The organism is Paenibacillus sp. JJ1722 (assembly GCF_048282685.1).
GTDB lineage: Bacteria > Bacillota > Bacilli > Paenibacillales > Paenibacillaceae > Paenibacillus > Paenibacillus polymyxa_B.
Window position 1 is genome coordinate 4,395,792 of the sequence record NZ_CP182500.1, and the last position, 19,867, is coordinate 4,415,658.

19 protein-coding genes and 1 pseudogene are annotated in these 19,867 nt (G+C 43.7%); 4 read left to right on the forward strand and 16 right to left on the reverse strand.

Going from position 1 to position 19,867, the window contains the following annotated elements; all coding sequences use genetic code 11:
• Positions 1-259: 259 nt before the first annotated feature.
• From ACM1ND_RS19490 to ACM1ND_RS19505, 4 genes and pseudogenes are all read right to left on the reverse strand, one after another.
• Positions 260-427: pseudogene (locus tag ACM1ND_RS19490) on the reverse strand (stalk domain-containing protein); the annotation flags it as partial.
• Between the two features lie 75 nt (positions 428-502).
• Positions 503-1,027: a VOC family protein gene (locus tag ACM1ND_RS19495; RefSeq protein ID WP_076157506.1), complete on the reverse strand. Its 525-nt coding sequence runs from the start codon at positions 1,025-1,027 to the stop codon at positions 503-505.
• 51 nt (positions 1,028-1,078) lie between these two features.
• On the reverse strand, positions 1,079-1,705 hold the full coding sequence (locus ACM1ND_RS19500; protein ID WP_053325912.1) for a type 1 glutamine amidotransferase family protein: 627 nt from the start codon (positions 1,703-1,705) through the stop codon (positions 1,079-1,081).
• A gap of 113 nt (positions 1,706-1,818) precedes the next feature.
• Positions 1,819-2,781, reverse strand: a complete 963-nt coding sequence (locus tag ACM1ND_RS19505; protein ID WP_076157509.1) for a helix-turn-helix transcriptional regulator — start codon at positions 2,779-2,781, stop codon at positions 1,819-1,821.
• 158 nt (positions 2,782-2,939) lie between these two features.
• Here ACM1ND_RS19505 and ACM1ND_RS19510 point away from each other — a divergent pair, with 158 nt between their 5' ends.
• Positions 2,940-4,010: a CdiA family toxin C-terminal domain-containing protein gene (locus tag ACM1ND_RS19510; protein WP_081384243.1), complete on the forward strand. Its 1,071-nt coding sequence runs from the start codon at positions 2,940-2,942 to the stop codon at positions 4,008-4,010.
• Between the two features lie 23 nt (positions 4,011-4,033).
• Positions 4,034-4,420, forward strand: coding sequence for a ribonuclease toxin immunity protein CdiI (gene cdiI / locus ACM1ND_RS19515; RefSeq protein ID WP_076157516.1), 387 nt, complete (start codon positions 4,034-4,036; stop codon positions 4,418-4,420).
• 464 nt (positions 4,421-4,884) lie between these two features.
• On the opposite strand, the gene ACM1ND_RS19520 is transcribed toward cdiI, so the two are convergent.
• The 10 genes from ACM1ND_RS19520 to ACM1ND_RS19565 form a co-directional block, all read right to left on the reverse strand.
• Entirely contained in the window at positions 4,885-5,766 is an 882-nt protein-coding gene (locus tag ACM1ND_RS19520; RefSeq protein WP_013311404.1) for a carbohydrate ABC transporter permease, read from the reverse strand.
• Positions 5,767-5,821: 55 nt separating this feature from the next.
• Positions 5,822-6,703, reverse strand: coding sequence for a carbohydrate ABC transporter permease (locus ACM1ND_RS19525; RefSeq protein WP_068942090.1), 882 nt, complete (start codon positions 6,701-6,703; stop codon positions 5,822-5,824).
• A 26-nt stretch (positions 6,704-6,729) separates the two neighbouring features.
• Positions 6,730-8,073, reverse strand: a complete 1,344-nt coding sequence (locus ACM1ND_RS19530; protein WP_023989782.1) for an extracellular solute-binding protein — start codon at positions 8,071-8,073, stop codon at positions 6,730-6,732.
• Between the two features lie 136 nt (positions 8,074-8,209).
• The gene (locus ACM1ND_RS19535; protein ID WP_069080746.1) at positions 8,210-9,010 is read right to left on the reverse strand and encodes a response regulator; all 801 of its coding nucleotides are present in this window, start codon (positions 9,008-9,010) and stop codon (positions 8,210-8,212) included.
• A gap of 2 nt (positions 9,011-9,012) precedes the next feature.
• Positions 9,013-10,779: a cache domain-containing sensor histidine kinase gene (locus ACM1ND_RS19540; RefSeq protein WP_069080747.1), complete on the reverse strand. Its 1,767-nt coding sequence runs from the start codon at positions 10,777-10,779 to the stop codon at positions 9,013-9,015.
• Between the two features lie 278 nt (positions 10,780-11,057).
• Positions 11,058-12,050, reverse strand: a complete 993-nt coding sequence (locus ACM1ND_RS19545) for a Gfo/Idh/MocA family protein (RefSeq protein WP_069080748.1) — start codon at positions 12,048-12,050, stop codon at positions 11,058-11,060.
• A 213-nt stretch (positions 12,051-12,263) separates the two neighbouring features.
• Positions 12,264-12,707 carry a HEAT repeat domain-containing protein gene (locus ACM1ND_RS19550; protein WP_023989786.1) on the reverse strand — a complete coding sequence of 148 codons (444 nt, stop codon included), beginning with the start codon at positions 12,705-12,707 and terminating at the stop codon, positions 12,264-12,266.
• A 224-nt stretch (positions 12,708-12,931) separates the two neighbouring features.
• Complete coding sequence (locus tag ACM1ND_RS19555; protein WP_023989787.1) at positions 12,932-13,273, reverse strand: cupin domain-containing protein; 342 nt, start codon at positions 13,271-13,273, stop codon at positions 12,932-12,934.
• Between the two features lie 89 nt (positions 13,274-13,362).
• The gene (locus ACM1ND_RS19560) at positions 13,363-14,607 is read right to left on the reverse strand and encodes a PTS ascorbate transporter subunit IIC (protein ID WP_418026504.1); all 1,245 of its coding nucleotides are present in this window, start codon (positions 14,605-14,607) and stop codon (positions 13,363-13,365) included.
• A gap of 328 nt (positions 14,608-14,935) precedes the next feature.
• On the reverse strand, positions 14,936-15,958 hold the full coding sequence (locus ACM1ND_RS19565) for a substrate-binding domain-containing protein (protein ID WP_104496110.1): 1,023 nt from the start codon (positions 15,956-15,958) through the stop codon (positions 14,936-14,938).
• Between the two features lie 336 nt (positions 15,959-16,294).
• Between ACM1ND_RS19565 and ACM1ND_RS19570 the strand changes: the two genes are divergently transcribed.
• Both ACM1ND_RS19570 and ACM1ND_RS19575 read left to right on the forward strand, forming a co-directional pair.
• Positions 16,295-17,488 carry a glycoside hydrolase family 5 protein gene (locus ACM1ND_RS19570; protein ID WP_028542203.1) on the forward strand — a complete coding sequence of 398 codons (1,194 nt, stop codon included), beginning with the start codon at positions 16,295-16,297 and terminating at the stop codon, positions 17,486-17,488.
• Between the two features lie 280 nt (positions 17,489-17,768).
• Positions 17,769-18,098, forward strand: coding sequence for a hypothetical protein (locus ACM1ND_RS19575; RefSeq protein WP_023989791.1), 330 nt, complete (start codon positions 17,769-17,771; stop codon positions 18,096-18,098).
• 148 nt (positions 18,099-18,246) lie between these two features.
• Here ACM1ND_RS19575 and ACM1ND_RS19580 read toward each other — a convergent pair whose 3' ends face one another.
• Positions 18,247-18,828 carry an NAD(P)H-dependent oxidoreductase gene (locus ACM1ND_RS19580; protein WP_023989792.1) on the reverse strand — a complete coding sequence of 194 codons (582 nt, stop codon included), beginning with the start codon at positions 18,826-18,828 and terminating at the stop codon, positions 18,247-18,249.
• Positions 18,829-18,902: 74 nt separating this feature from the next.
• Positions 18,903-19,487 (reverse strand): TetR/AcrR family transcriptional regulator, encoded by a 585-nt coding sequence (locus ACM1ND_RS19585; RefSeq protein WP_023989793.1) that lies wholly within the window; start codon positions 19,485-19,487, stop codon positions 18,903-18,905.
• Between the last annotated feature and the right edge of the window lie 380 nt (positions 19,488-19,867).

A 19,867-nucleotide genomic window follows, 5' to 3' on the forward strand; every position in this document is an offset into this window, starting at 1 on the left:
TGTATAGGTTTCAATATCCTTCTTCAGTTCTTCAAAGGTCCACCCTATGCCTTAAATTTTTCATATCTACATTAGGTCTACAATTAAAAGTGATTAAAAGCAAAAACCCGCTCAGTGAGCGGGTTTCAGTATAGAGACGTGGAGAGTTGAACCCCTGTTCAAAACTTTCTCTGCTATTCATTAAAACATTGCTCCTCAAGCCTTATGTACCAGACTTAAGGAGCAATTAGTTTGTTACCCATTCCCAAGCAATCAAGTATTATTTCTTAATGTCCACATGTAATGTTCCATTGATCGTAGTTGTATTTACTGTAGCCCCCAGAACTTCTGAAACAAATCTAAGAGGAACCATAACCCGATTTGGATATTCCGGCATAATGGGAGCACTCGGCATCATCTTTTCTTCATCGTTCACGTATGCAACTTTGTGCCACCAGAATTTCGATTACATCATTTCAGCAAACTGTCACTTTAATACATTTTACCAAAAAAGTGATTGCATTTATTCCCCGCTAAAGCTTTTGGCCCACTCAGCAACCCTACGACTACTTTCTTCTTCTGACAAATCCTCGATTCTGGTCATAATAGACCATCTTACTCCGCAAGGATCCAATATACTTCCGAATCGATCACCTGAAACAAAGTTTGTAACTGGTTCCCTTACTTTCGCTCCTCTTGCTACCGCATTTTCAATGACCTGATCAGCATTCATGACGTAAATTCCGAAAGAATAACACGCATTGTCTTCATCTGGCGGCAAGACCAATTGATATGCCGGATTCGCTGCTCCCAGCTGCAAAAAACCATTTCCAAAATCTAATTCAGCATGAACAATTATTTTATTGCCATTCTCATCAGGATATTCAGTAATATCCTTAACCCTTGCATTGAAAACCGTTTTATAGAACTCTATTGCTTCCGAAGGATTCTTCACGGTAATAAAAGGGGTAATAGATGTAAAGCCGTTGGGCATCCCCTTCTTTGTATATTTACCCGACACTCCCATATATTCTCTGCTTTCAGTCATTTTGACTCCTCCTTTAAATGATCGTAACAGTTCAATTTAATGCTCATATCTTTATTGGATTGAATTCATCAACTCATAGTAATATTTGGATTCACGAGTTTTGTTAAGACTATACCAGGCTTCTAATGTTTTTGAAGAAAACACACCCAGAGCTTTTAAGACATGTACAGAAAACTCCAACGGAGCTGTTCCAGATGCAGTGATCAGTTTTCCATCCGTTACAGCAGACTCCACTTTGTAATAATTTTCGCCCGTGTAGTTGGGACAGATCATTTTAAGGTATTCCAGATCATTGCTTGTATGCCAACGTGAATTCAGCAACCCTGCCTGGGCAAGTCCCATGGTAGCACCACAAATCGCTGCAACCCATATCCCTTCCTCTAAACACCTCTCAGCGATTTTTAAGATGGGTTGGTGAATGGTTTCTGTCCATGTATCTCCACCGGGTAAAATCAATGTATCTGTGCTTTCAATGCTGCACTCATCCAGTGTGATGTCAGGCAGGATTTTCAATCCGCCCATTGTAGTTACAGGGGTCTTTTCCATTCCCACGGTAACTATTTTTGATGGGACCAGCCCCTTTTTATAATATCTCCCCGAGTTCAGTTCGGCAGTTAAATAACCTATCTCCCAATCTGCCATGGTGTCAAACACATAAAGATATACTGTATTATTCATTTGCAAATTCTCCTTATTTTATAATTCATCGAGTGATACCAATCATCCTCCGGTAATCAATGATTATCATCATTATAAAGAAGCTTCACTGACATCTGCTGTCAGTGAAGCTATTAACGTTGATAATATTCCATTAACTCCGACGCAACAGCAACAAGTTTTTCCTTCAAACTCTGTGGTTCGATGACTTGAATGGATTTCCCGTAGGGTAGGAGTAAATAAGGGACATATGTATGAAGAGATTTTTCCTCAAGCAAAAAGATGGCTTGATTGGATGTCCGCTCTTTCAGATGATGCCCCAAAAACCAATGCAGACATAAGTCATCCAATGCCTCTGACCTGCCTCCGATCATTAAAGAAATTAAACCGCCCTTGCCCACTAAATTAGGTAACAGATTTTGCATAAAAAATTCACGAGCTGAAAAAGCCTCAGGACGCTTAAATATGATTGGAGTACGCTTGATTTGTAGAATCCGATCTGCCCGAAAGCTACGGATCTCATTCCTTAGGTGACAAAATGCAATAGTATACCATTTGCTGTTCCAGTAAACCATTCCATAGGGGTCTACCACCCTATTCTTGGGTTGTTCTTCATGGCTTGTGCGATAATCCATTTCTACAGAAAATTCGTTGGCTACAGCCTGCTCCAATTCTGCCAATATCGGCTGAAGAGAAGGATCTCCCATGCGATTTATCACTTCAAATCCGGCTAAATGACGGCTAAGTATACTTTCCTGCTCCTGATTCGAATACATTTTCAATTTTGATGTCGCATTGCCTAATGCCTCACTCAAAGGATATCCAGCTTCTTTTGCAAAAACAGCAGCATGAAGGAGTGCCTTTTTTTCCTCAATATCAAATAGCAGAGGTGCTCTGATAAAATTATTCAGCAAGCTATACCCGCCATTATGACCTGTGTCGGATATTATAGGCACTCCACTGGCACTTAGTGCATCAATATAACGATAAACTGTCCTTATATTTATTTCTAACTTTTCGGATATTTGTTTTGCAGTCATTTTTACGCCCGAATTCAGCATCCATAGAATGGCCAGCATATTATCGTTTTTTGGCATAACATAAACCCTCATCTTTCATTTAAGCTCAATCTTTTATAAATATCTTTTGATACTCCCTCTTACCATCTATTATATGCTTTTTTCGTACTCGTGACGGTAAACCGGATCGCCAATACTATAGTGAATGGAAACATAATTATCCCGGCGATTTCTTCATGCTAACTAGGAAGCAAGGAGTATCTGAAGAAGAGAAGAAATGGATGTTCTATGCTATTATCACAGAAAACCCTCTTATGTTTGGTGGTCGAGGGGGGATAGACCATACTAAAGAATTAAAGGGGATACTTTCAAAACTGGGTAGAGGAAAAGGGTTCTTTAATATTTCTTCTGGAGTAAGTGCAAAAGTAAGAGTCCAGGAATTATTAGCGAGACAACAAATAGAAGCTAGAGAAAACATAGCTAACCCAAAAAATAACCAAACTCTTGCAACCAAAGGCTACAAACCACAACCAAATGAAAGGTTAACAACGAAAAACCAATATAAACAACAGGATCAACAGGCAAGGAAAACGCTACGAGAGACTGCCTCCAAGGCAACTAGAGAAGAAAATAGTAAAATTCAAAAGAAGGTCATATATAATGTAGCTAAGAGTACAAATACAAGAAAATCCTCAAATATAAAAGAATATTTAAAAAAGGAAAAAGAAATTGTTAAATCGCAGGACACTAAGGAGACGTCACAAGCTCCTAATGCTAGAGTCAATTATAAATCAGGTTATGATGATCATTTAATTGAAGTGAAAGGGTTTAAAGCAAAACCAACTATAGGAATAAAAGGTGGCCATAACCTTGAAAACTTTGAGCGGTATATTTTAGACAACTTTGGCGATCAAGTTAAGAATATTAATCAAGCTGCGATAAAAACGCCACATCCAGATATTCCGGGAATTTATGAGGTTAAATACAAACTCCCTGTTTATGACGGAATGAGCTTAGCTAATGGTGGAAAAGGAAACTTTACTGGTCAGTGGAAAGAGTATAAGAATCCAAAAACTGTATACGATCCGAAACTACTCTCTGATGAACAGATGCTTAAGTTGGGGAGAGAGGCAATGGAAGAGGGAATTCAAAATAATAAAATAAAAATAGACACACGACCAAATGCTGTTTCTGATGAAATTGTTGGATATGCTGAAGTTGACGGTAAAAAACTGGAATTTATAGGTTACAGGGATAAAGCTACTGGAGAAATAACAAACTTTTTTCCTGTGATTCCGAAAAATTAATTAATAGATAGGGAATGAATAAGATGGATGATGAAATATATTATGTAGAAGATGTTCAGGAAAAAATTAAGAATATGGAGGCATACTACGGTACTTTAGGGGACGGTTATTTTTTAGAAGCTCTAAATGAATTTACAAAGGGTAAAGGATTTGGTATTGGTTATACTAGCTGCTATTTTGCTACTGAATGCACTCCAAATGATGAAGAGTACTTTGGAGATAGTGGAGTAAATTTCACAACAACTCCGCCAGTAACTAGTGTAGAAGTGTATGCAATTGTGGATTATGAGATGTTTTTTGAGTATTTAGTTAAGGTAGCTCAGGAGTATCTTTCAAGACATTCCCAGAATGTCGCTAAAGTTGAAAGTTGTTTAGCTCAAATCAAGGAGAAGTTAAATTTATACGCTTAAAACAATAGGATGTTTACACACCCAACAACAAGATCGCACAATACAACAAACCAAACACTAAAAACTTAACACAAACTTGATAGCCTTTTTAAAAGCACAGTCCCACTTGAGATACGAGTAGGAATGTGCCTTTTTATGCTAAAAATAAGCAGTCAATTAGCAGAATAAGTCCCAATTCCTATATAAATAATACAGCTTTGCTATCCCCCTATCAGAGTTACCAACCACATCATAATCTCTGATGGATTCACAATTGGTCGGCATCATAAATATCAACATGTTTGCTCATCATTTATTTTCTGAAAAAGCTTAAATTTCTGGATTTTCTATTTTGATTTATGTATTTCCCATCGACTCAAACTAGACTCGCATAAAAAAGCACCTCCTAGCATTCATCGGACAAACCAAAAGGTTTGTTCCAATGTCTACACTAGGGGGCACTCTTCTAATCTGGGGAATTTGTTTTATCCCTTAACCGACCCGGCCGCAATCCCTTCCACAATCCGGTCACTCATGATGAGAAACACGAGCAAAATGGGCAAAATGCTGATCATCAACGTAGCTCCGATAGCTCCCCAGTCGGTCGTATATTGTCCAATAAAGTTTTGGACGCCTACAGTCAGTGTTTTGTTTTCGTCCGAGCTGATGAACGTATTGACGAAAATAAACTCATTCCAGTTATAGATCATGTTAATAATAGATGTCGTTGCCATGACGGGGGTTGTCATGGGCAGCACGATTCGGAAGAACATCCGGTTGACGGAGCAGCCGTCCATAACGGCCGCTTCTTCCACTTCACGGGGCAAAGCGTAATAGAAGCCCAGCAAGATCATCATCGTTGTCGGTAGATTAAAAGCAACATACGACAGGATGATGGAGAGTGAAGTGTCTGTTAAATGCAGTTTGAGAAACATACTGAACAACGGAATCAAGGTAGAATGGACCGGAATCATCAGTCCGACCATAAAGAGCCCGAGGACCAGCTGGCTTCCTTTCCACCGCATACGCGTAATAGCAAACGTTACAAAGCTGGCTAGCAGCACCGTCAACGCCACGGATATGACCGTAATCCACACACTATTGAAAAAGTACCGCCCGATGTTGCCGCTGGTCCACACATTCATATAGTTCTCCCAATGCGGCTGGGACGGGAGTGCAAACGGCGGAAGGTTAAACACTTCCTGATTATTTTTAAGCGAGAACAGCATCAGCCACACCAGCGGTAAAAGCTGCGTCACCGCCAAGATGATTAAAATGATATACAAAGCGGCATAACCGACCCGAGTTAACATTTTGCCGCGGGTAGCGACTCCAAGCGGATAGTTGGCGGCTGCCTGGGTTTTCATATCCGTTCCTCCCTCTTCCTGTCCTTTGTTACCCTCATCTATTAGCAAGACTGCGTTATGAATACTGGATGGTGTCACTCGTAGCCGTAACCTTGCGGATCAGCCACGTAGCGATCAGACAGATGAGCAGCAGGGCAAAGGCTGTAGCGCTGCCGTATCCAAAATCAAAGCTGCGGAATGCCTGGTGGTACATGTAAGAGGCCATCACTTCACTGGCTCCATTCGGTCCACCGTCCGTCATGACGTAGATAAGGTCAAAATATTTGAGCGAGCCGACAATGGACAATATGATCGTAACGTTAATCACCTCGCGCAGCAGGGGCAATTTGATACGAGTCGCAATCTGCCAGGCACTGGCCCCGTCGATCCGGGCAGCCTCCATCAGCGTTTCGGGAATGTTTTTCAGCCCGGCATAATAGATCAGGATATAAAAGCCTGCATATTGCCAAATAATCGGAATGAACAAGGCCAGCAGCACCAGAGACGGATTGGCTAACCATTCAGGCGGGTTGTGAACTCCAACCGACGTCAGTAAGAAATTGAGCACTCCGTTCGTTGGATGATATATTTTGAGCCATAGCTGTGCGATCGCTACAGAAGACAGCAGCATGGGAATCAGATAAATTTTCCGCAGCAGATTCGCTCCCTTGATTTTCCCTGACAAAATCATCGCAATGGCCAGATAACCGATCAGACTAATTCCTGAAAACAAGGCCAGCAGCAGCGAATGCCATGCACTTTGCCAGAACGCTTTGTCTGTAAACAGATGTTGATAATTGTCCAGCCCCACAAAAGTCATAGAGCCAATTCCATTCCACTGATTCAAGCCGTAATAGCCGGTCAGTACGATGGGTACATATATAATAGCGAATAACAATAGTAGAGAAGGCAATACATATAGAGCAATGACGAGCTTATTCGACATGACCTTTTCCACGGTCGGACCTCCTTAGGTGGTCAATTTCAATTTCCTTTCTCGATGGCAGCCTTATGCTGGTCGGCAAATTGTTGCGGTGTCACCGCTTTACCAAACAACGCCTGAATCATATTCAAATGCACCTGCGCTGCATTCGGCTTCATCTGTACATCGGCGAACAATGTAATGCTGCTAGCTTGATTCAGTCCGTTCAGCAAATCGACATACAGCTTGGGCAAATTTTCTTTGGAGGTGTCCACTTTCGTCGCCGGAATAACGCCTGCCTGTGTGACCGATTGCTCTCCCCATTTGACTACGAAGTATTCAACGAACGCTTTGGCCTCTTCTTTCACCTTGGAATTTTCCGAAACGAACAAGCCTACTCCCGGACCTCCTACCCAACTGTTCTCGTTGCCCTTGCCGCCTGCAACCATCGGGAATTTAAAGAAACCAATTTGATCTTTAAATGCTTGTGGGATTGCGGGATTGGTCGTAAAATTCGGCAATTCCCAAGTAGCCATCAAATACATAGCTGCCTTGTCGTTCATAAACTCGGATTTTCCCTCATCATTGGACAAGCCGTTAAATCCTTTGTTAAAGGCATTCATATCCACAAGCGTCTGGACTTCGGAGGCCGCCTGAATTAAACCAGGGTCATCGAACGATCCTGAGCCGTCAATCGCTTTTTTCAGCGTTTCGTTACCTGCTATACGGTCCGCCAGATACATATACCAGAGCGAGCCGGTCCAGCGGTCTTTATTGCCCAATGCAATCGGTGCAACTCCATGATCCGTAAGTGTTTTCACAACCTGCTTAAACTCGTCAAATGTCGCAGGTACCTTCAAGTTGTATTTTTGGAATATGGCTTTGTTGTAATAAATAGGTGTAATATTCAATTCAATCGGAAGCGCATACGTTTTGCCATTCAGCGCATAAGCTTCGGTCGTTCCCGGTACAAATTTGTCCTTCAGCTTGGAACCATTCAACAGGTCATCCATCGGTGTAAATAATCCACCTTTAACGTAAGGCTCCATAAAGCCCGCTGCCCAGGTAATTCCGATATCCGGCAATTCATTGGAAGCTGACAGCACTTTGAGTTTGTTTTTATATTGTTCATTTTCCAGCACTTCCTGCTGAATGACGACATTCGGATGATCCTTTTGGTATTGATCTATAATCTGAGTCACAAGCTTGCTCTGCTGTGCCGAGCTTCCCTCTGGCCACAGGTGCATCATTTTGAGTGTAACCTTTCCCCCTTCTCCACTGGAACCGCCTTGACCATCCTTACCAGCACCGCAACCGGATAGCACCAGCATGAATGACAGCAGCAGGGTCAACCCAGCAAACCATTTTTGATGTGAGCGCTTACGTAAACCATACTTGTTGGACATCGTTAGACCTCCGTTTGTTGTATTTATATTTTTTGTAACCGTTATCATTTGTAAGTTTAGCACTCCATTCCTGCTTCCAACAGGGTACGCTCATTGGGTATAATTCCACTTTTATTGGGTTTGATCTGCCTATACGTCAGTCGATATTCTCCGGCCCTGTACGCATCTGCTGCCTGTAGCGACTGGGACTTACCCCCTCGGTCGCTTTGAATACTTTAATAAAATATTTATCTGTTCGGTAGCCTGATCGCTCGCCGATTTGGGCAATCGTTAACTGGGTATGCAACAGCAACTCCTTAGCCCGTTGGATCCGTAGCCGATGCAGATATTCGCTGAAGGACAAACCACTTTGCTCCTTGAATAAAACACTAAAATAGCTGGCATTCAGGTGTGAATGCGCGGCAGTCTGCGCCATCGTAATGGATTCGTGAAGATGCTCCGCCATATAGGTGAAGGCACGTCGTACCGGATCACTAAGAGTAGTTGCCTGGAGATCAAGCTCTAGCAGAACAGGGTCAGCCAGCTTGTCCAGCTTCTCGTACCGCTGCCGCTCCTCTTCCAGCCGAAGCGCTTCATTGACCGCATTCAACAGCTCCTGCTTATCAATCGGTTTGAGCAAATAATTGACGGCTCCCAGACGAAGAGCCTGCTGGACATAATCAAACTCCGCATAACCCGAGATGACAATGATCGCTGGTCGTCGTGAATCCCGTTCCAGAGAGCGGATTAAATCCAGCCCACTGAATTCCGGCAACCGGACATCCGTAATCAACAGATGAACTGTCTCTGCACGCAGTATATTTAATGCTTCCAAACCATTATCGAATGTTACAATCCGGTATTTCCCGGCGGCCCATTTCTCCAATGTCTGGTGTATCCCCTGACGTGTTCGCTGTTCATCGTCTACAATGACAATGGTTTTGGATGAAACACTCATTCCTACCGCCCTCCATATTCATCAGGAATTTCAAAAGCGACCACTGTTCCTTCCTGCTCAGCACTATGTATCAGCACACCATCCGTTGAATAAGATGCGCTGTCATAATAAAGAGCAAGCCTGCGCTGCACATTCACTAGTCCCATACCGGTTCCCTTGCTCTGGCAGGCTGCTCCCCCCATCAACGCTGTACGCACAGCTGCAAGTTCTTCCAGTGTCATTCCAGGTCCGTTATCTATGACCGCGATCTTGGTCCAACCCGTTCTGGTCGAAGGAGTGACACTAATTTCAACACGGCCGTTGCCGATGCGATTTTCGACACCATGCAAAATGGCATTCTCTAGAATAGGCTGGATCAGCAGTTTAGGAAGCGGAATTCTGGCTGCCTCCGAAGGCATATGAATTTGCCAGCTCAGACGTTCACCCAGACGCATCTCCATCAGTTCCAGATAACGACGGATTTGCGCCATTTCTTCCCCGAGTGTCACCCAAGAGTCATGGTGAGCAGGTTCGATAACATAACGAAACAGCCGCGACATGGACACCATCAGCCCGGCAAGCTCCTCCTCTCCCTTCTCCTGTAGCGACCAGTTGAAAGCATCCAGCGTATTAAAAAGAAAATGCGGATTGATCTGCGCCTGCAGAGCTTTAAGCTCGGTTTGGCTTTGTAAAACCTCCTTCTCGCAAATAACACGGATCAATTCATTAATATCGACAATCATTGTGTTGTACTCTGCATTTAATTCTCGCAGCTCGACCGCTGCTGCCGGTTCTGGATTCAGTGCCAATGCCCCTTCCCGTGAACGACGCATCGCCTGAATCAAGTGACCTATCGGTCTTGTAATCAACGTAGACAACATAAAGGACATGAACAGGAATAGCACGGCACCAAGAGACGCAGAAATGATAAGTGTAGTCCGTAAAACCGTAATTCCGTCTGTGACGACGCTAACCGGAATCAGGATCAGCAGCGACCAGCCCGTCCGCTCCGACTGCTGAACCGCCTTCACATATTCCCGCTCCCCAATATGAACCGTCTGTGTCTTGCTGTGCAGTACACCTGACAAATCCGTCTGGTTCATAGGTTCACCCGACAGCAGCTGGCCTTGTCGATCTACAAGCAGCATAGTTTCATCCGCTTCTTCATTGACCGCTGTCGCACCATTCAGCCCAAAATAACTTCGCTCCATACGGGTAATCAAGTACCCTCCACGTGAGAACCAGCGATCCACCAGGCTCACCTGCCGAATTGCCAGCAGTGACCGGGAGTCTTCGGGATCAATGCCGATCCAGACCAGTCTTCCTTTCATCTGATTCGCTTCTCGGATGTCTGCCTGTCCAATACGTTCCTCCAGACTGCCCTCTCTAATCGGAAACAACATCTTTCCTTCGGCGGTATACAGCTCCAGTGAGCCGACACTCGGCATATATGCCTGATAGCTATGCATCACTTGCAGTAGTGATTGACGCTGTCCGAAATTCACCTTGACCCCGTTGCGCTCCTCCAGCAGAATATGCTGAACAGACGGGTGATTCGCGACCTGCTCCGTCAAGCTATCCATCTGGCCGATTAATGCATCCAGCCTACCGCTTGCTTGTACCGCAGTCTGACCAATATGCCGCTCGGCACTGTCTTTTAACAGGTGAGACACATTGAGATAAATGAACGCCCCCGCCACACTCATCATAATGAGCATCACCAGTATAAATCCGATAAAAATCTGATTACGTAATGTGTTTAATGGCTGAAACCTTGACCTTGAACGCATAAGCCTTCTCCCCCTGAACCATCGCAGAAAAATGGGTGATGATAACGCTTTCCTTTTCCTATTCTATCGCATCGTTCGTCTTTGTTGGCATATTTTCAGCAGAGATTAATCAAAATGGGCAGGAATGCTATGAAATAGAAAGGTCGTAGGGTAAACGAAAAAAATGACTCCCGACAAATGCAGGAGCCATCTACTGACCAGTTACACCGAAGCTTCTTTCAAATCACCCAAACTAAGGTACCGTCCAGGCTCCGAAGCTTGCATATGAAATGGGTATCCTATTGGAGCGCAGCCAAAATGCGGTCGCACAGCTCCATCGTTTTCACGTTATCCCGTCCACTTGAATCAGGCGTCCGTCCTTCTTGGCAGCAGTTCATGAAATGTGCGATTTCACCAACAAAACCGCGCAAGTACAAATCACGGTATCCGCCCGACATCGCGGAGGCTGACGGTGTCAGAACCGTATCGTTTTCCGCAAGGGATTTCCAAGGAAGCTCTGTATGACTCTCCGACTTGTGAATGATCAGTGTATTCACCTCATCCGCGTTCGCAAAACCATGATCAAAGGTTACCGTAAACCCTTCACTCTCGCGTGTCCATGCTGTCATACCTGCGAAGTATAGGCTACCCACTACACCATTTTCAAATTTCAGGGCAATCGTATGGGAAATACACTCGCCGTTATCGTTCGCAAATCCGGTAACCTGCGCCACTTCTCCGAACAAATAACGTACCAGATCGACCATATGAACCGCCGCCAGCTTGATGAAATCTTCGCCGGTTTTACAAAACAGGGTACTGTCCACGAGAAATTTTGCCTGAAATGAGCGTGTGGCTCCAAGCGTGCCACCCTCAATCAATTCTTTTAATTTTATGTATACAGGCGCGTAGCGCTTCATGAAACCGACCATCAGCACGACACCCGCTGCTTCTGCCGCATCTGCAATTTGGGCCGCTTCCTCGGCATTCCAGCCCAGTGGCTTGTCTACAAAAACATGTTTTCCAGCCTTAATGCAGTCCAGTACGAGCGAAGGATGATCTGCCGCTTGTGCAATCACGACAACTCCATCACAGTCTTCCTGCTCCAGCATAGCCTTGTAATTGTCATAAGGTGTGCCGCTGCTTCCAAACTGCTGAAGTGCTGTCTTCGATCTGCTTAGATCTCTAGTCGCAATCGCCTGAATTTCAGCACCTGCCCCAATGACAGCAGGATATATATTCGTTGAAGCGTGAAAGCCCGCCCCGATAAAACACAGCCTCGCCTTGCTCATGTTAGTCCCTCCCATGTACACACTAAAATAATCCGATCCCATCGTACCATATTGCCGAAGTATATATACAGTGGCATAAAGATAAAGGACATGATTCTTAAGGAGAACAAGATAAAAAAACCTTAACAAAGATAATCCCTTATCCTTGTTAAGGCTCTGTCTGTATCACCAGCAACAATCCTTAAAAATACATTCAATTACAGGGTTCAGACATTATCTTGTGGATAACGAAGCCCATTTTTGCTCCAGCCACTGATCAAATTCAGCACCCTTGTCACCTTCATAGATGTCATAAATATCGACTCTCATCTTGTGCAGCTTCTCGCGAAAATCGTTATAGGTATGGTCGGCTGGCAAGCTTTTTTTAATCCGCACCAGAATCTTCGTCAGGCCCTTAACAAGCTCACCCTCTTTGCGCACAGGCGGCTGTACATTCTCGCCCCATTCCTGAAGTCTGCGGTAAGCGGCTTCCTGAACGGCATATACCGTATCATTATTCAAACGGTGTGTCAGCAAGTCAATCGTCTGCTGGTTCTTCCATGTACCCAGATCATTTACCGCGGCTAGGCGTGTTTTCCAATCGGAGGTTCGGTTTGCAGCTACTTTAAGCTGCTCATATACATCTGCAAATTCTTGCTGAGTTTCGTTGTTTTCCAAAATCATCTCATCCTTTTCTAAAAATCACTATATTACTGTTCATCACGATTGCCGTTTGTTAAATATAACATACTTGCAGGCCTTCTTCTAAAAAAAGATAAAAAGAAATGTATCGGACATGACATGGTCAGAAGGCGTTCATTCGCCTCTGTTGTCTGCCGCTGAAAGGCATCGTAAATTCCTCCAGATATCGGGGTAGATAAACCGTATTTTGAAAGGGGAATTTACAGAAAATCTGCACGTGCTGGTGTAAATGCATCTAGCAGAATACCGCCATCCTCCAGTGGGATACAGCCATGAAGAGTATCGGATGGAAAATGGATGCTGTCTCCTTCTTTGACAGTCTGCACTTCCTTTGTTTCGCCATTATCGATCATGAACTTAAAACTTCCCTTTATTACATAAGTGACTTGTTCATGGACATGCTTATGCAACAGGATCTCCCCTGTTTGGGCTTTAGCAAACATCACTTTGACATACATAAGCTGGTCACTGTGGGCTAGCACTTTCCGTGTGGTATTACTGTCAACGATATCAATTTGAATATCTTGATCGTTAAAAAACATGGATAATTCCTCCTCTTTTTAAGCACAAATGATTTAGACGCAAATGATTTAGATAAGTTATTTTGAAAAAATTCATAAATCGATTTAGTTTAAAACCAACGGAAAATAAGCCAAAGTACTCCGGAAAGGGTAGTAAAGTCGGGATCGGCGAACGTTACCCCTTCGGCACCCAAAAAAGAAAAGAGCGGCAAGGTGAGAGCTGGCAGCAGACAGAGCAAGAATCCATTAAGACAACTGGAAATAACAGCTCCTCTGAAACCACCGCTGGAATTGCCAAATATCGCGGCTGCACCACCAGCGAGGAAGCAGGCCATGATCCCTGGCACAATGACAGGCAATCCGATAAACGGGAAAAGAAAGACGCAGGCAACGCCTGTGAAGAAGCTGACCAAGAAGCCTACCAACGCGGAATTGGGTGATTTGTCGAACAGTACCAGAACATCCACACCAGGGATTGCTCCAGGTGCAAACACTTGGGAGAAACCTTTGAAAGCGGGTACAATTTCAGTTGTGAACAGCTTAACACCTGCTTTTGCGATATACAAGCCGGCAGCAAAAATAGCTGACTGTTCGAGGATGAAGACGATATATTCTTTGCCATCCGATAATTTGCTGACATAATCAGAACCAGCAACCAGTCCAGATACCAGTAAAAGCACAAGCATCGTCAAGGTCGTTGCAACATTGGGGTCGCGCAAAAAACTGATGCGGTCATTAATTTTTACATTTTCGGTGTCATTTTCACGGTTGCCAAAAACTTTCCCTAAATAGGTACCTAGAATGTAAGAGGTCATGGAAGCATGAGCAATCGTATATTCATCCGATTTAATAATGTTTTTGCTGGCATTCCGGAGTAGGTAAGGAAACACCGCCATATAGCTCCCAATTACCAAAGAACCGACGATAATCGTAGTTAGCGAACTGAGACCCAGACCTTTCATAACGGCTGTAGCGGCAAAGCTCATAAACAAAATCAAGTGAAGAGACAAATAAATGTACTTGAACTTGGTCAGGCGTGCAAGCACGATGTTAAGGATCATGGAAAAGAGCAGAATGAGCGCAGCATCCGCCCCGATCTGATCAATGGTCAGTGCCATAATGGCTTCATTGCTTGGTACGACACCTTTAAGGTTGAACGCATAAGAAAAAATTTGACTGAAGTTGGTGAGAACGCCACCTAAAATGCCGCCGCCGACCTTGATCATGGTGAAACCCATAAAAGAAAGGGTAGTTCCCGTAATGATCTCTGATACTTTCCTCCTCTGGAATATAAGACCGAGTAATGTCACAATCGCGATAATGATGGATGGCTCCCTGATAATGCTCATAAACATTTCCATAGTGATCTCCGACTTTCTTTTATTTATTTTCCATTTTTACTAAATCGATTTAGTAATACTCGAAAAAAATTTCCCTCTCGGGAATGTAAAAAGAAGCAGAATCATTTTTTGTGAATTAAATCACAACTTATTCCATACATTATTCGTTTAAGTTTCCATTCCTCCCCTCTCTTCAATCGCAATCATCACTAGAATCAGGACATACATAAATGAAAGGGTATTCATGACTCGAATCATAAGATCATTATAGCTCTTTATTTTCTTTTTACAATAGAATTTATAAAAACGTTTTCAAAAAGATGAAAAGGACTTATTCAATCATTCAGTTCAGTTTTTGGACAGATTCTCTGTGGTTAATGACCGGATTCATTCGGATGATTTCTGACAGCTCCTCATGATCCTGTTCTTTTTGATCAATTTTCTCCAGCAGTAGCCTGGCACTTCTTTTCCCCATTTCAAAACTCGGCTGGGAAACGGTTGTGATCGGCGGATTATAAAAAGATGCAAAGGATACATCATCTATGCCAATCAAGGAAAAATCATTAGGTATGGTCAGATGATTATTTTTTGCATAAATCAGCACCTGCTCCAAAATCATGTCATTCGTAGCAATGATTGCGGTGGGCGGATGCTCCATATGGAATAGTTGTCCAATCAGATTAGGCATTTCATCCAACCTGCCGCTTTTGATATAGTTTTCATTCACTGGTATGTCATGTTTGCCCAACGTATTTCGATAACCTGACAGCCGCTCACTTCGTGTGGTGATCGCTTTTTTGCCTAAGGGGAACGTGATAATTCCAATGTTGTTATGACCATGCTCAATGAGTGCTTCAACCGCAAGCTCGCTGGCCTTTTCATTATTCAACAGCACTGTGTCTACACTGATTTCATCGATTTTTCGGTCCACAAACACGAAAGGATAGCCATTTTTGACAAGGGAAACATATAATTTCTTGTTCTCTTCCGTCGGGAAAATGATAAGTCCATCCACTTGCCGAGCAATCATCGACTGGACATACTTTTTCTCTTTGAGCGAATCATCATCGGTATTGCAGACAATGACCTGGACATTTTCCAGTTGGCATTCATCTTCAATTGCACGCACGACTTCTGTTGTAAATCTCGATAAAATGGTTGAAGAAATAACCCCCACAATGAAGGTCTTCTTCTGCTTGAGACTACGTGCCACCTCATTAGGTATATAACTGAGATCCTCAATCGCTTGCTCGATCTTCTTCTTGGTGTTTTCACTCATATAGTTGTATCTCTTTTGCAGAAACTGCGAAACTGTACTCTTCGACACTCCGGCACGTTCTGCAACTTCCTTCATCGTTGTTACCATAATTACCCTCCTTTCTTTTTCTGCATGTCAGGCGTATTAATTTTCAAATATAATTCTGCAACCTGTATGTAAAGTGAATTTCACTTTATTATATACCTTCTTTTACAGCAGGAAAATATAATAAATGAGGAGTTAGAGCGTGCCCTCCACCTCATATACAACCGCCCCCACAAATGCTGGACACTTAGCTTAACCATCCGTTGTTACGAATCTATTGAATTCGAACGAAATCTTAGAAATATACGAATTTTATGAACTTGTTTGATGGAAGATTTGAACATAAAATGAGAATGTAATCGGTTACAATTTCTTTTAAATAAAGGAGGAAGCAGAATTATGAAGAAAAAAGGACTGAAAAAAACATTTTTCATCATTACCTCCCTCGTAATGGGCTTCACACTGTATGGCTATACTCCCGCTTCAGTAGATGCAGCCAGTGTGAAAGGATATTATCACACCCAAGGAAACAAGATTGTAGACGAATCCGGGAAAGAAGCGGCATTTAACGGCCTGAACTGGTTCGGTCTGGAAACCCCTAATTACACCTTGCATGGACTGTGGAGCCGCTCAATGGACGACATGCTGGATCAGGTGAAGAAAGAAGGCTACAATCTGATTCGTCTGCCTTACAGCAATCAGTTATTCGATTCCAGTTCCCGTCCAGACAGTATTGATTATCACAAAAACCCTGACCTGGTCGGATTAACTCCGATTCAAATTATGGACAAGCTGATCGAAAAAGCTGGACAACGCGGTATTCAGATTATCCTTGACCGTCACCGTCCAAGCTCAGGTGGGCAATCCGAGCTGTGGTACACATCCCAGTACCCTGAGTCTCGCTGGATTAGCGACTGGAAAATGTTGGCTGATCGTTATAAAAACAACCCTACCGTCATTGGTGCGGATTTACACAATGAGCCACACGGTCAAGCAAGCTGGGGCACAGGCAATGCCTCCACAGACTGGCGTCTGGCGGCACAACGTGCAGGGAATGCGATTCTGTCCGTGAATCCGAATTGGCTGATTCTCGTAGAAGGTGTAGACCACAATGTACAAGGCAACAATAGCCAATACTGGTGGGGTGGCAACCTGACAGGTGTAGCCAACTATCCTGTCGTTCTGGACGTACCGAATCGTGTCGTATATTCTCCTCATGATTACGGCCCTGGTGTGTCTTCGCAGCCATGGTTCAACGACCCGGCCTTCCCGTCCAACCTGCCAGCGATCTGGGATCAAACCTGGGGCTACATCAGCAAGCAAAACATAGCTCCGGTGCTGGTCGGTGAATTCGGCGGTCGTAATGTTGATTTGTCTACTACTGAGGGGAAATGGCAAAATGCACTCGTAGACTATATTGGTGCCAACAACCTGTACTTTACGTACTGGTCCCTGAATCCGAATAGCGGCGACACAGGCGGTCTGCTGCTGGACGACTGGGTTACCTGGAATCGTCCGAAGCAGGATATGCTGAGCCGGATTATGAAACCTGTTATTTTTGTAGCGGAACAAGCGAAAGCAACCGCCGAATAGGCACAGGGCTTCACTTCACTTATTGAAAAAGCCGATTTTCCTCCTTCAGGCCAGATTATGCTGGGCTATGAAGATGTGGAGAAACGGCTTTTTTTGTGATACCTGCAAACCTCCAGGATTACACTCCACGTGTGTACATGTTTTCCTCCCCTTCTTGACGCCTTCTATCCAGTTTTATACATTGTAAATTCCCCATCGAATGGGGCATTTTGTAAACTAAATCTCTCTTTTAACCGATAAATACATATGTTGGATTTGAACTCAGGAAGGAAGATTTCATGTGATTGTTTGGAAGGGTTTTGGTATTTTAAACATCGTTGTTCCAGGGATTTTATTTGTTATAGTCGGGAGTTTAGTATCCGCTCTAGGGCTTGACTCCATAGATTCCCGGCTACCGATGGCTTTTGTGTTCATTGTGTCGGGGGTTATTATCTGGTACTTGGGAAAAGCGCTTAACGCCGACTCGGACAAAGTGCTAGTTGATATGGAAACGGGGCAACGCTATCGAATGGGAACCCAGCACAGTCTGTTTTTTATCCCTATGCATTATTGGGGCCCTGCCGGTCTAGCGATCGGATTTATTTTAATCGTTGCATCGATATTTATATAACGTTGATTGCAAACATGAGCTATCCCGAACACCACAATGCGAGTCAGTTGCTCCCATTGTGGTCTTTTTCCTTTTCGCAGGTCAATTATGATCAGATACCACCATGATTACCTGTAGGCCAATGAATTTGGGGCAGGCAGGTGAAAACCTAGCTCATATTTCGCCCCAGCTGCTCCACCTTGCTCAGCCAATCGTTGCGCTGCTGATCCGATAATTTATTCATGAGATCAATCGCAGTAGAATGCACCGGTTTGACACCACATAGATGCAGCGTGGAATCCTTCATCATCCGATGTCCAGGCTGTCCCTGGAAAAATCGGTAGTACCAATGCGGACCGTCCATCGTTGTAATGAGGCGGGCCGTTCTTCCTTTTAGAAGCTTGTCAGGCAGGGGTTTTCCTTTTTGATACTTAAACGCAAATCCCGGCATAAAGATACGGTCAATGAATCCTTTCATTAATGCAGGCAAGCTGCCCCACCAGATCGGAAAGACAAAAACGAGGTGTTCTGCCCATTTAATCGACTCCTGTGCTTGGATCAAATCAGGTTCCAGCGGTAATTTATTACGATATCCACCTAATAGATTTGGATTAAAATCCAACGCGGACAGCTGCAACAAACGAACCTCCGCCCCTGCAGCCTTCGCTCCTTTTACATAGGATTGAGCCAGCGCTTCCCCATAACTGCCAGCGACCGGATTCCCTTGAATCACCAATATTTTTTTAGACATATAAACCACTTCCTACCTTCATATTATGATTTTAGTTAGAAGACACTAACTTTATATTTAAAAAGAAAAGGTCACTACTGACCTTTACTTAATAAAGCAGTTAAACGTTGTTTGACCTCTGCTGCAAATGGAACCAACTGCTGTGGAAGTTCACCTTCCAGGCTGGAGACGGACAAGCGTGTAATGGCTCCAATGATGAGCACACCGGATAGCAGAGCATCCTGCTTCGGCAGTTCACCTTGTTGAATCCCCTGTTCGATGAATTCAGTCAACGCCTCCAGCGGCTGACGCACATTCTGGCTCTGGCTTGCTTCAACATACAGCTCATGATGTTGTGATAGTAGAAGCAAACCATACTGGTCCTCATCATGCATATCCAGCACTTCATCCACCAGTTGATGGAAACGACTAACGAAGTTCCCACTCTGCTTGCGATAGAAGTCAATTAATGTGGTGTAGCTATTACAATACTGCCCGAATACTTCCAAGGCCATCGCATCTTTACTCTTAAAATGCTTATAAATCGCGGCATCCGTCACACCAGCAGCCTCTCCAATTTCTTTGACTGAAATCCCGTCAATTCCTTTGGTTGCAAATAAGCACATTGCTGCCTGCAGAATATCTTTCTTTTTGCTGTCTACATGTGTTTTCTTATTCATAAGATTATAGTAAGTGATAACTAACTAAAATGCAAATTATATTTATGCAGGCTCATTCTGTCTTCATACTTTCATTTGAAATATATTGAATTAAACCTAAAAACCATGTTTTATAAGCGATTAATCATAAATACCCTAAATAATACGTGCATCATCCCATTTTATTCATATAAAAAAGATATGTAACCGAATAAAACGGGCGCTAGGATAGGTGGGACTAATTATGCTTGAGGTGCATGCAGTCACCCAGCAGGGAAAAGACTCAGGCAGTCTTGGATATGGAGCGACGAGTACATTTCCCCGCTGCAAAAAGTCGTACAAGCCATCCATGACCAAGGCCCCAAAGCCGATCTTCAGCTTTGGCGTGTCGGGCGCAAAGG

Bases quoted from the DNA above. Each gene is read 5' to 3' on its own strand.
- ACM1ND_RS19500 (WP_053325912.1), bottom strand. From the start codon at position 1,705: ATGAATAATACAGTATATCTTTATGTGTTTGACACCATGGCAGATTGG.
- ACM1ND_RS19505 (WP_076157509.1), bottom strand. From the start codon at position 2,781: ATGCCAAAAAACGATAATATGCTGGCCATTCTATGGATGCTGAATTCG.
- ACM1ND_RS19560 (WP_418026504.1), bottom strand. From the start codon at position 14,607: ATGTTTATGAGCATTATCAGGGAGCCATCCATCATTATCGCGATTGTG.
- ACM1ND_RS19520 (WP_013311404.1), bottom strand. From the start codon at position 5,766: ATGAAAACCCAGGCAGCCGCCAACTATCCGCTTGGAGTCGCTACCCGC.
- ACM1ND_RS19495 (WP_076157506.1), bottom strand. From the start codon at position 1,027: ATGACTGAAAGCAGAGAATATATGGGAGTGTCGGGTAAATATACAAAG.
- ACM1ND_RS19585 (WP_023989793.1), bottom strand. From the start codon at position 19,487: ATGAATAAGAAAACACATGTAGACAGCAAAAAGAAAGATATTCTGCAG.
- ACM1ND_RS19530 (WP_023989782.1), bottom strand. From the start codon at position 8,073: ATGTCCAACAAGTATGGTTTACGTAAGCGCTCACATCAAAAATGGTTT.
- ACM1ND_RS19555 (WP_023989787.1), bottom strand. From the start codon at position 13,273: ATGTTTTTTAACGATCAAGATATTCAAATTGATATCGTTGACAGTAAT.
- ACM1ND_RS19535 (WP_069080746.1), bottom strand. From the start codon at position 9,010: ATGAGTGTTTCATCCAAAACCATTGTCATTGTAGACGATGAACAGCGA.
- ACM1ND_RS19510 (WP_081384243.1), top strand. From the start codon at position 2,940: ATGCTAACTAGGAAGCAAGGAGTATCTGAAGAAGAGAAGAAATGGATG.
- ACM1ND_RS19545 (WP_069080748.1), bottom strand. From the start codon at position 12,050: ATGAGCAAGGCGAGGCTGTGTTTTATCGGGGCGGGCTTTCACGCTTCA.
- cdiI (WP_076157516.1), top strand. From the start codon at position 4,034: ATGGATGATGAAATATATTATGTAGAAGATGTTCAGGAAAAAATTAAG.
- ACM1ND_RS19580 (WP_023989792.1), bottom strand. From the start codon at position 18,828: ATGTCTAAAAAAATATTGGTGATTCAAGGGAATCCGGTCGCTGGCAGT.
- ACM1ND_RS19565 (WP_104496110.1), bottom strand. From the start codon at position 15,958: ATGGTAACAACGATGAAGGAAGTTGCAGAACGTGCCGGAGTGTCGAAG.
- ACM1ND_RS19540 (WP_069080747.1), bottom strand. From the start codon at position 10,779: ATGCGTTCAAGGTCAAGGTTTCAGCCATTAAACACATTACGTAATCAG.
- ACM1ND_RS19570 (WP_028542203.1), top strand. From the start codon at position 16,295: ATGAAGAAAAAAGGACTGAAAAAAACATTTTTCATCATTACCTCCCTC.